The organism is Kitasatospora sp. NPDC004799 (genome assembly GCF_040609095.1).
GTDB lineage: Bacteria > Actinomycetota > Actinomycetes > Streptomycetales > Streptomycetaceae > Kitasatospora.
Window position 1 is genome coordinate 1 of the sequence record NZ_JBEXJK010000300.1, and the last position, 10,079, is coordinate 10,079.

A 10,079-nucleotide genomic window follows, 5' to 3' on the forward strand; every position below is an offset into this window, starting at 1 on the left:
CGTCAGACGGAGGCTGCGCCCGCTGCGCTCGGCGTGCCTTCCCCGGCAGCGGGATTCAGGGGCCCGGCCACCTCAAGGGGGGTGTGAGGCAGCCGTTCACCAGGTCCGACGAGGGCTGCCCGGGGCCGTGCGGTCCTGCTTCACCCGGGTGTGCCCCGGAGGCCGGTTCAGCCCTGGGGGCCGCCCGGGGCATGCGGATCCGAGACGGCCGTCCGCCCCGCCGGGTGGAGGCCGGCCTCGGCGGCGCCGCGGGTGAGCGCGTCGAGGCCGAAGGCGGCGACGGGGCCGTGGACGCCGGGGGTGAGGGCGGCGTCGGGGGATGCCGCCCGGGCGGCGCCCCAGGCGAGCAGGGAGGCGGTCATCTCGTACGGGTCGGGCCCGGTCAGGGCGGTGGTGGCCAGGGCCCGGCCCGCCGCGTCGCGGGCGACGGCGAGGACGAGGGCGCGCCCGTCGGGGTCGGGTTCGCGCGCGGAGCCCGGGAGGTGCTGGGAGAGCCGGGTGAGCGAGCGGCGGACCGCCGGGGTGCGCAGCAGGGGTGCGGTGAGGGTGGTGGTGGCCTGGACGAGGCGGGTGGTGCGGCCGAGCCAGCCCAGGCCGACGTCGACGCCGTCGAGGTGGGGGAAGGTCTCGGGCAGGCCGAGGTGTTCGGATCCGCCGACGGTCAGGGCCGTTCGGGTGATCCCGGCGTAGCGGAAGGTGAGCAGGCGCGCGCCGGTGCGTTCGTCGACGAGGCGGGCGGGGCCGCCGGTGCGGGGGCGCCGGTGGGCGAAGGCGTCCTCGACGGCGGCGCCGACGAGCGAGGCGCGGGTGGCGCCGGTGGTGAGGGTGAAGGCGTCGCGCAGGGTGCTGCGGTAGCGCAGTTCGCTGCCGTGGCCGGAGCGCCCGCCGCCGGATCGCCCGCCGCCGGATCGGGTGAGGAAGTAGCCGATCTCGACGCGGCGGGCCCGGTCGCCGGCCTCGGTGAGGGCGAGTGCGCCGGCGAGGTTGCCCGGGACGTAGTCGTAGCCGAAGGCGGGGACGAGGGTGGCGCCCCTGGCGGCGGCGAGGGCGTCCAGGGTGAAGGCCTGCCGGATGAACGGCGGTTCGCCGGTGGAGTCGAGGTAGTGGGCTCCGGCCTCGGCGGCCGCGGTGATGGTGGGCTTGCCGAGCCGCGCGAACGGGCCCACGGTGGAGACGACGACGTCGTCGCCCGTGAAGATGCGGGCGAGGTCGGCGGCCGAGGTGGCGTCGGCCTCGGCGACGGGCAGCTCGGCGCGGTGGTGTTCGGCCAGCGCGAGCAGTCTGGCGCGGTCGCGTCCGACCAGGGTCGGCGTCTCGCCGCGGGCCAGGAGCTCGCGCAGCACCCGTCGGCCGGTGAAGCCGGTCGCTCCGAGCAGGACGATCCTGCGGCTGTCCACGGTGGCGCCTCCTGGGTTCGATGACGGCTGCCCCTCACGGGCGGGGGCAGCCGGGGAAGTCTCCCGACTCTCCCGAGTTTACACTTTTCGAGTCGAGTGTTAACTTTGTAAGCATGCCGAAGGTCCCCTCCTCCCAGCTCGTCCTCGACGCCGCCTACCGCTGCTTCTGCCGCAACGGCTTCCGGCGCACCACGGTCTCCGACATCGTCGAGGAGGCCCAGCTGTCGCGCCCGACCGTCTACAAGTACGCCGGGAGCAAGGAGGAGGCGGTCGTCACGATCGTCCGCTCCCGGCTGGAGGAGGCCGGGGCGGCGGCCGTCCAGGCGGCCGCGGCCGCGGGCACGCCCGAGGAGCGCGTCGTCGCCGTGCTCACGGTGAAGCTGGAGGTCGCCATCCGGCTCTGGCACGACAGCCCCGCGCACGCGCAGGAGCTGCTCGCCGCGGCCACCGCCCAGGCGCCCGGCCTGGTCACCGACTACACCGACGGCCTGGCCGTCCTCCTGGCCTCGGCGCTGGCCCAGGCCGCCCCCGACACCGCGCGGCAGGCCGCGCAGGTCCTGCTCACCTTCACCCGAGGACTGGAGGAGGACCTGCGCGACCCCGACGCCGTCCGCCGCGAACTGCGCGCGGGCGTCCGGATGATCACCCGCGGGGCGCTCGCCCGCCCCGCCCCCACCCCGGCCTGACCCCCACCGGCGGGCCGCCGGCGAAAGGCACCACCATGAGCACCACCACGGGCACCACCGCCCCGACCACCTACCGCGAGCAGCAGGCCTGGCGCGACCTCCAGCGGTTCCTGCCCGAGCGGCTGCGGCTGACCGACGCCACCGCGCCCGAGGAGGAGTTCTGGAACTGGCGCGGCCACCGCGTCCACCTCGACCGCTACCGCAACCCCTCCGCGAAGGCCAAGGTCGTCCTGCACCACGGGGTCGGCACCAACGGCCGCCAGATGTCCCTGGTCCTGGGCGCCCCGCTCGCCGCGCGCGGCTTCGAGACCGTCGCGCTGGACAACCTCGGCTACGGCCTCACCCGGGTCCGGGCCGGCTCCACCCCGTCCTACGACGACTGGGTCGACCTCGTGGTCGACTTCCTGGCGTACGAGCAGTCCCGCGACGACCGTCCGATCGTCCTCTACGGGCTGAGCGCGGGCGGCATGCTGACGTACCACGTCGCCGCCAAGGCGCCCCGCGGCACGCTGCGCGGCATCGTCGGCATGACCTTCCTCGACCAGCGCGACCAGCGGGTCCGCGACGAGACCTCCCACGACAGGCTCACCTCGCGCGCCGGCATCCCCTTCTTCCACCTGCTGGCCAGGACCCCCGCGGCCCGCCTGAAGTACCCGATGACGCTGGCCTCCAAGATGTCGGCCCTCGCCAACGACCCGGCCGCCCTGCGGGTGATGCTCAAGGACCGCACCTCCGCCGGGAACTGGGTCAGCGTCCGCTTCATCGACCGCTACGGCAGCTACGCCCCGGCCGTCGAGCCCGAGGACTTCGACGCCTGCCCGGTGCTGCTGACCCAGCCCGCCGAGGACCGCTGGACCCCGCTGCACCTCAGCGTGCCCTTCCTGTCGCGCATCACCAAGGTCCCCGTCGACACCGTCCTGCTCGACAACGCCGGCCACTATCCCCTCGAAGAGCCCGGCCTGACCCAGATGCAGGACACCATCGCCGCCTTCGTCACCGAGCACACCACCTGAGCCCGCCGCCAGCCGCGCGGGAAGCCGCCCCACCCGACGCCCAACGCACGTGCAGTGCTCATCCGGCCACCTCGCCCGCTACGCCTGCGCCTGCCCCGAGCGCGGCCGGGGCGTGTCCCGGGGCACACCCGGGACACGCCCCGTTGCCTCAACGTGCACAGCCGCCGATCGGCCGTCTCAGCCCGCCAGCAGCGCCCTCGCGGCCGCGATCACCGGCACGCCCACCTCGCCGACCAGCGCCGCGATTCCGGTGATGCGCTGCACCAGGCCGCGCCGGCGCTCCGCGGACGTCTCCTCGGCGATCGAGTCGGCCGCCGCGTCCACCTCGGCCCGGTCGCTCTCGTCCAGGTGCGGGCGCAGCCGCTCGATCTCCCGCAGGAGGGCCTCCACCGCGGGCCCTCCCGCGGTCGCGCCGACGGTCTTGCCGCCGGCCACGATGTCACCGGAGCCGGTGTGCTCGGCCTTGCCGATGCTGCCCGGGCCGTACTGCTGGATGTGGTCGCCGCTCATGATCCCCCGATGTTCCCGCTGCCGCTGTGCTGGGCCTTGCCGATGCTGCCGTCGCCGTACTGGTGGATGACGTCACCGTTCACCGCGTTGGCCACGTTGATGACCGTCTGCGCGACGTCGGGGTTGCCGATCGCCTTGGTGATCTCGTAGATCAACTGCTGGATCTCCTCCTGCTGCGTGGACCAGATGGCCTCGCGCTGGGTGCCGGAGGTGTTGAGGACCAGGCCGTACACCGGCGGCTTCTGCAGGACCGAGACCAACCTCCAGACCAGAAGCGCCTCGACGGCGAGGAAGACGATCGCGCCCACGTTGTCGGCGACAGCGGCGAAGATGCCGCCCACGACGAACCAGCCGATGCTCTGGAGGATGAACTTCTTCCACGCGGCCCCCTTGTCGACGGTCAGTCGTCTCTGGCCGACATGGGAGATGTTGCGCAGCGGATAGGCATCGCCACCTACCCACAACACGCCTTCGTTGATTGTTACTTGGGCCGCCAAGGGACCCTCCTGACCAATCCCGAACGATGAGGTGTGGAGCATAGCGAAGCCGGTGCGGACATGAGACGGAAGTCACACTTTCCGCCCATCATCTTCGAGTGAACGGCGGTGGCGAAGAGGGGGATCGGCTGTCACAGGACACGGCCGGGTGACGGCACGAATCGAACGTCATTTCGCGGGTTTCCGGCCGCCCCCGCCGGTGAACGGTATTCGCCGGACACCGCAGCGCAGTGACGGAAGGGGCGAGAGTGGCGGACACGGCACCGGCGGCCCGGGGCCCGCTCGTCTGGTACGTGGCGTACGGCTCGAACCTGCACGCCGCCCGCCTCGCCTGCTACCTGCGCGGCGGCCGCCCGGACGGCGGGGCGCAGGAGCACCCCGGCTGCCGCGACCGGCGCCCGCCGCGCCGGACGGTGGCCACCGCACTGCCGGGCTCGCTCTACTTCGCCGGCCGCTCGCTCACCTGGGGCGGCGGATCGGCCTTCTACGACCCGGACCTGCCCGGTGAAGTCCCGTGCCGCGCCTACCTGTTGACGGTTGGTCAGTTCAGCGACGTCGCCGCCCAGGAGATGCGCCGCTCCCCCGGCACCGACCTCGACCTCGCCCCGGTGCTCACCGCCGGGCGCGTCGAACTGGGCCCGGGCCGCTACGAAACCCTGCTGCACGTCGGCGAGTTGGACGGCCACCCGCTGCTGACCTTCACCGCCTCCTGGGGCGTGGCCGGCGCCGAGCTCAACGCCCCCGCCCCGCCCTACCTGCGCACCCTGGCCGCCGGCCTGGCCGAGTCCCACGGCTGGGGCCCCTGGCGCGCGGCCGGCTACCTCGCCACCCGCCCGGGCGCGGCCGGGCACTGGACGCCGCGGGCGGTGGCGGCCCTGCTGGGCTGACCCCGGGCCGCCCGGACCGACGCCCTGGACGCCCCAGGCCCGCGCCTCGGTCCGAGCTGTCGAGCCGTCGAGCCGTCGAGCCGTCGACCAGGCAGTTCCCCGTGCCGCCCCGGAGGTTCCCGCAAGCCCCTCCGCCACGCCGGCGCCCGTACGCCCCGCCGTTTGACAAACGATGGACAAGAACGCCGGCCGCCGCCGGCCGCGCCGTCCATCGTTTGTCGACCAACCTTCCGCAGGGTTCACCACGGCGCGGGAAACGGCCCGCGCCGCCCACCCACCCAGGACTCACGGAATCGAGGGACCCCATGCGCATCTCCGCACGCTTCGCGTCGCTGGCGGCGGTGGCCGCCGTCGGGCTCGGCACCATCGCCACCGGCACCGCCCAGGCCGCCCCGACCACCACGGACCAGGCCGCCCCGGCCGGCGCCCAGGCCGCCCTGTCGGCCGCCCGCAGCACCACGATCCGCCTGCACAACGGCACCGGCTGCACGCTCTACCGCACCGACTACAGCCTGTCCCACGGCATCTGGACGCAGGGCCAGGAGCCGCCGCAGTGGCTGGGGAACACCGGCGAGGCCGTGTTCCAGTCCGAGAGCAACGGCTTCATGACCGGCACCGAGGGCACCGTGACGTTCACGGCCCAGGGCTGCGAGGACGGCTGGCGCAACAATGCGACCGTCAGGCTGCACTGGAACAACCCCTACGCCGGTTCCAACAGCTACGACGACGACGGCACCACCCGGAACATCTTCCGCACGACCCGCGAGGGCGGCGGCGGCGACAACGCCTACGTCCTCTGGGGCGCCTGGAAGGCCTGATCCTCCCCCTCACCTCCGGCAAGGTGACGCGCTGACCGCGCCGGCCTCCGGCCCGGTCCGTACGCCGCGCACGGAAACCGCGGGGCCGCCCGGCGAACTGCCGGGCGGCCCCGCCGCGTTCGAACCGGGGGCCGCAACGGCCCGGCGGCCGGTCAGTGCTGGTACATGCCGACCTCGTAGCTCCCGCCGGGCTGGCGGATCATCACGTTGGCCCGGTTGAAGGCGTTGATCAGCGTGATGACGGTCACCAGCGCCGCCAGCTGCTCCTCGTCGTAGTGCTTGGCGGCGTTCTCCCACACCTCGTCGCTCACCCCGCCGGCCGCGTCGGCGAGCCGGGTGCCCTCCTCGGCGAGCTCCAGCGCGGCGCGCTCGGCCTCGGTGAACACGGTGGTCTCGCGCCAGGCGGCGACCAGGGCCAGGCGCACCGGGTCCTCCCCGGCGTGGACGGCCTCCTTGTAGTGCATGTCGATGCAGGCGCCGCAGCCGTTGATCTGGCTGACGCGCATCCGCACCAGCTCCTGGACGGTGTACGGCAGGGCCGACTCGCCGACGGCCTGGTTGGCCGCGATCAGGTGCTTGAAGGCCTTGCCCATGACGGCGCTGGCGAAGGGGTTCAGGCGGGGTTCCATGGCGTGCTCCTCGGTCGGTGTCCCGTTGTCGCCCTTGTAGACAGGACAGCCCGCCGCTTTGTGACAGCCCACCACCGCCCAGGGGCCGTGACCTGCGCCACACCACCCGCCCGCGGGCCGCGACGGGCCTCGGATAGCCTGCTGGCCGCGATCGGGACAAGGGGGACTCCATGACGGGACCAGCGGAATCAAATACGGCGGACGTGGCGGGCGCGGCCGGCTACCGGCCGCTGCTGTTCTCCATCGCCTACGGCATGACCGGCTCGGTCGGCGACGCCGAGGACCTCGTCCAGGACACCTTCCTCGGCCTCACCCGCGCCGGCCTGGCCGGCACCGCGGTCACCGACCCCAAGGCCTACCTGACCACGACGGTCACCCGCCTGGGCATCAACCACCTCAAGTCCGCCCGGGTGCGGCGCGAGACCTACGTCGGCGAGTGGCTGCCCGAGCCCGTCGTCACCACCGCCGAGCGCCCCGGCCCGGCCGAGCACGCCGAGCTGGCGGACAGCCTGTCGATGGCGTTCCTGGTGCTGCTGGAGGCCCTGACGCCGGTCGAGCGGGCGGTGTTCACGCTGCGCGAGGCCTTCGGGTACGGCTATCCGGAGGTCGCGGGGATGGTCGGCCGCAGCGAGGCGAACTGCCGCCAGATCTTCGCCCGCGCCCGCAAGCGCCTGACATCGTCCGGGGCCGCCCTGCCGCCCCCGGCCCGCCGCGCCGAGGGCGAGGAGCTGGCCCGCCGCTTCTTCGAGGTCGCCGAGGGCGGCGACCTGGACGCCCTGCTCGGCATGCTCGCCCCCGACGTGGTGTTCCAGGGCGACGGCGGCGGCAAGGCCCGCGCGCTCGCCCGCTCCGTCACCGACCCTCGCCGCGTCGCCCAGCTGCTCGTCGGCGGCTTCCGCCGGATCCGCCGCCTGGGCGTGCACCTCGTCCCGGCCCGCGTCAACGGCCGCCCGGGCGCGGTGGCGTACGACGCCGAGCGGCGCGTCGTCAACGTCATCGAGCTGGACCTCGCCCCCGACGGCACGGTACGGGCGGTGCGCGCCGTCTCCAACCCCGACAAGCTCGCCCACCTCGGCCCGGTCTCGGACCTCGGCCTGCTGCCGGCCGCGCGGTAGCCCGCAGGCGTGGAACGGCCCGGGCCCGCGAACCGGGCCCGGGCCGTTCAGCCCTGGGATCAGGGAGTGGTGCAGACGACGACCGCACGGATGGACTCGGTCCCGGTGCCGGTGTTGGTACCGCGCGTGACCCACGAGCTGCCGCTCGGGTAGGAGTCGGTGAAGAAGATCCGGAAGGCGCTGGTCTGACCGCCGCCGCCGGTGGGCACCTGACCGGACGGACAGGTCACACTGGCGATCCCGTTCCCGCCCGGGGCCACGTCGACCCAGGAGCCGAAGATCTGGTTGTGCGCGGCCAGCAGCGACGGGTCGGCGGCGGCCTGGTCGTTGGGCACGGTGACGGACGGCTTGGCGGCGGGCTTCGAGGCGGGCTTGTCGTCGGCGACGGCGACCGCGGTGCTCGCGGCCAGGACGGCGACGGCGGCGACGGCGGTCAGGACGAGCGGCTTCGTGCGGGCCATGGAGGCCTCCTGAAGGTTTCGAGGGTTTCGGTGGTTCGTCGACGCGGGGGTGGTCCCCCGCGCCGACACCGATCCGTACCCGAACCGCCCCCTCCAGGCTTTCGGGTAAGCGCCCGTTTACTCGGGCAGGGGAACGCCGCTGCCCGGCCGGGCTAACGGCCGCCACCGGGTGCGGCAACCCCGGTTGCCGCGGCCCGGAGGGTGGCTGTCTCCTGGAAGGAATATGCCGATCCGCCCCTTCTCGTCGCGCGTCCGCCGGAAAAAGGGGCCGGACCCTCCCGACCGGAAGTGGCGTCATGGCGAAGAAGCCGAGGAAGAGGTTCATGCGCGAGGCCGTGCGCCTCGCGACGGAGTCGGTGGTGAACGGCTGGGGCGGGCCGTTCGGCGCGGTGGTCACCCGCGACGGCGAGATCGTCGCCCGCGGCCAGAACCGGGTCCTGCTGACCGGCGACCCGACCGCGCACGGCGAGGTGGAGGCCATCCGCAAGGCGATCCAGGTGCTGAACCCGGAGGCGCCGACGATCGCGGTGGACCACCAGGACCGGAGCACCCTGAAGCTCGTCCGGCGCGAGCCCGGCTCCCCCGACCGCGAGCCGTTCCGGGCCCGGATGCTCAAGGGCTGCGAGATCTACACCAGCGGCCAGCCGTGCCCGATGTGCATGAGCGCCATCTACTGGGCCCGGATCGACGCCGTCTACTTCAGCCGGGACCTGGAGGACACCGCGGAGATCGGGTTCAGCGACGAGTACCAGTACGAGGACTTCAAGAAGCCGCTGAACGAGCGCAGCATCCTCATCGAGCAGAGCTACCCCAAGCTCGGCAAGCCCGCCTACCGGGCCTGGAAGAGCAGGCCGAACAAGCACCCCTACTGACCGGCCGCCGCCGGGCGGGCGCGGGTGAACCAGCAGGCCAGCAGCAGGTTGGGCACCCAGCACAGCCAGGCGATCGCCGGGTAGGAGGTACGGAAGTCCAGGTGCGCCGCCGCCACGGCGAGCAGCATCAGGCGCAGCGTGACGGCGGCGAAGGTGAGCGCGAAGCTGCGGACCATCCAGCGGCGGTGGTCGATCACCCGGCCGTCGAGGACCGCCCGCAGCCCGGCGCCGCCGGTCACCAGCCAGGCCACGGCCAGGCACGCGAAGCCGGCCCCGGAGACGGCGCCCCCGTATGCGATCGGGGCCAGCAGCAGCGCCCCCACCCCGCCGACCAGGCAGGCGAGCAGGTAGGTGACGCCGATGCGGCGGTGCCAGCGCGGCCACCGCTCCCGCAGGCGCCGGGAGAACTGCCACGGGCCGACCGCCAGGGCCGTGACGGCGCCGAAGATGTGGACGTAGAGCGGGAGTCGGTGGCTGAGGTAGGTGGCGCGCTGGCTCGTGAAGTACGTCTCCGGATCGAAGCGGAAGTACGTGGCGGACATGGCGACGATGAGCGTGGAGAGCACCGTCATGACGGCCCAGCCGGCCCGTGTGATGCGCATGGCCCCGAGTCTCGGGCCTCGGGCCCGGGGCCGGCATCCGGGTTCTCCCGGAGATAGCACCCTCAGAGAACCCTCATCTCCTCTCCGGGGGCGCCCAGTTGAAACCTGATACCGGGATCGTTCCCTCGAAAGGGTTGTCCCCGGTCGGGTGTTCCTGGGAATCGATCCCGGCGCGGCTAGCGTGAGCGGCGATCACCACGTGAACTCCCTCCGGAACGAAGGAATCCCATGTCCGACGCCTATGTATTCGTCAGGGGCAACACCGCCGAGATCAGCCTGCCCGCCGCGGCCGAGATCACCGTCAAGGCCAAGACCAACGCGTCCTTCGCCCAGCAGGTGAAGATCACCAGCAAGGACGGCGGCGTGGACCTGTCGTTCAGCGGGTCCGGCGAGCGCAACACCGTCATCGGGCAGTCGACCATCACCGGGCCGGCCCTCCTGACCGCCACCTTCGAGTACGCCGAAGCTGACGGCGCCTTCCGGCCGAGCACGCTCAACTCCGGTGGCCCGTACGCGATCGGCGCCTACAACCTCCTGGAGGCCGCGCAGCACCCCGGTGGCGGCCAGCACCATGAGCATCGCCGGGATGCCC

13 protein-coding genes are annotated in these 10,079 nt (G+C 73.3%); 7 read left to right on the plus strand and 6 right to left on the minus strand.

Annotated features, from left to right (window positions below):
- Nucleotides 1–167: 167 nt before the first annotated feature.
- Nucleotides 168–1,397: a saccharopine dehydrogenase NADP-binding domain-containing protein gene (locus ABZW03_RS29435; RefSeq protein ID WP_355264741.1), complete on the minus strand. Its 1,230-nt coding sequence runs from the start codon at nt 1,395–1,397 to the stop codon at nt 168–170.
- 113 nt (nt 1,398–1,510) lie between these two features.
- Between ABZW03_RS29435 and ABZW03_RS29440 the strand changes: the two genes are divergently transcribed.
- Both ABZW03_RS29440 and ABZW03_RS29445 read left to right on the plus strand, forming a co-directional pair.
- Nucleotides 1,511–2,083 (plus strand): helix-turn-helix domain-containing protein, encoded by a 573-nt coding sequence (locus ABZW03_RS29440; RefSeq protein ID WP_355264744.1) that lies wholly within the window; start codon nt 1,511–1,513, stop codon nt 2,081–2,083.
- A gap of 35 nt (nt 2,084–2,118) precedes the next feature.
- Nucleotides 2,119–3,096, plus strand: a complete 978-nt coding sequence (locus ABZW03_RS29445) for an alpha/beta hydrolase (protein ID WP_355264747.1) — start codon at nt 2,119–2,121, stop codon at nt 3,094–3,096.
- 177 nt (nt 3,097–3,273) lie between these two features.
- Here the strand turns inward: ABZW03_RS29445 and ABZW03_RS29450 are convergent, their stop codons facing one another.
- Both ABZW03_RS29450 and ABZW03_RS29455 read right to left on the minus strand, forming a co-directional pair.
- Nucleotides 3,274–3,606: a hypothetical protein gene (locus ABZW03_RS29450; RefSeq protein WP_355264750.1), complete on the minus strand. Its 333-nt coding sequence runs from the start codon at nt 3,604–3,606 to the stop codon at nt 3,274–3,276.
- Nucleotides 3,603–4,145, minus strand: a complete 543-nt coding sequence (locus tag ABZW03_RS29455; protein WP_355264753.1) for a DUF6232 family protein — start codon at nt 4,143–4,145, stop codon at nt 3,603–3,605. The genes ABZW03_RS29450 and ABZW03_RS29455 overlap by 4 nt, the downstream gene beginning before the upstream one ends.
- Nucleotides 4,146–4,351: 206 nt before the next feature.
- Here ABZW03_RS29455 and ABZW03_RS29460 point away from each other — a divergent pair, with 206 nt between their 5' ends.
- Together ABZW03_RS29460 and ABZW03_RS29465 are read left to right on the plus strand one after the other, a co-directional pair.
- Nucleotides 4,352–4,990: a histone deacetylase gene (locus ABZW03_RS29460; RefSeq protein WP_355264756.1), complete on the plus strand. Its 639-nt coding sequence runs from the start codon at nt 4,352–4,354 to the stop codon at nt 4,988–4,990.
- Between the two features lie 305 nt (nt 4,991–5,295).
- Entirely contained in the window at nt 5,296–5,808 is a 513-nt protein-coding gene (locus ABZW03_RS29465) for an aegerolysin family protein (protein WP_355264758.1), read from the plus strand.
- A 152-nt stretch (nt 5,809–5,960) separates the two neighbouring features.
- Here the strand turns inward: ABZW03_RS29465 and ABZW03_RS29470 are convergent, their stop codons facing one another.
- Nucleotides 5,961–6,437, minus strand: coding sequence for a carboxymuconolactone decarboxylase family protein (locus tag ABZW03_RS29470; RefSeq protein ID WP_355264761.1), 477 nt, complete (start codon nt 6,435–6,437; stop codon nt 5,961–5,963).
- Between the two features lie 170 nt (nt 6,438–6,607).
- Between ABZW03_RS29470 and sigJ the strand changes: the two genes are divergently transcribed.
- Nucleotides 6,608–7,552 (plus strand): RNA polymerase sigma factor SigJ, encoded by a 945-nt coding sequence (gene sigJ / locus ABZW03_RS29475; protein WP_355264764.1) that lies wholly within the window; start codon nt 6,608–6,610, stop codon nt 7,550–7,552.
- 59 nt (nt 7,553–7,611) lie between these two features.
- Here the strand turns inward: sigJ and ABZW03_RS29480 are convergent, their stop codons facing one another.
- A complete protein-coding gene (locus ABZW03_RS29480) occupies nt 7,612–8,013 on the minus strand; it encodes a hypothetical protein (protein WP_355264767.1) in 402 nt (133 codons plus the stop codon).
- A gap of 323 nt (nt 8,014–8,336) precedes the next feature.
- On the opposite strand from ABZW03_RS29480, the gene ABZW03_RS29485 reads away from it, so the two are divergent.
- Nucleotides 8,337–8,885, plus strand: coding sequence for a nucleoside deaminase (locus tag ABZW03_RS29485; protein WP_355264770.1), 549 nt, complete (start codon nt 8,337–8,339; stop codon nt 8,883–8,885).
- Here ABZW03_RS29485 and ABZW03_RS29490 read toward each other — a convergent pair.
- Nucleotides 8,879–9,487, minus strand: coding sequence for a DUF2306 domain-containing protein (locus ABZW03_RS29490; RefSeq protein ID WP_355264772.1), 609 nt, complete (start codon nt 9,485–9,487; stop codon nt 8,879–8,881). The genes ABZW03_RS29485 and ABZW03_RS29490 overlap by 7 nt on opposite strands.
- Before the next feature lie 228 nt (nt 9,488–9,715).
- Between ABZW03_RS29490 and ABZW03_RS29495 the strand changes: the two genes are divergently transcribed.
- Nucleotides 9,716–10,079 (plus strand): hypothetical protein (locus tag ABZW03_RS29495; RefSeq protein ID WP_355264775.1); only part of this gene is annotated, 364 nt, incomplete at its 3' end.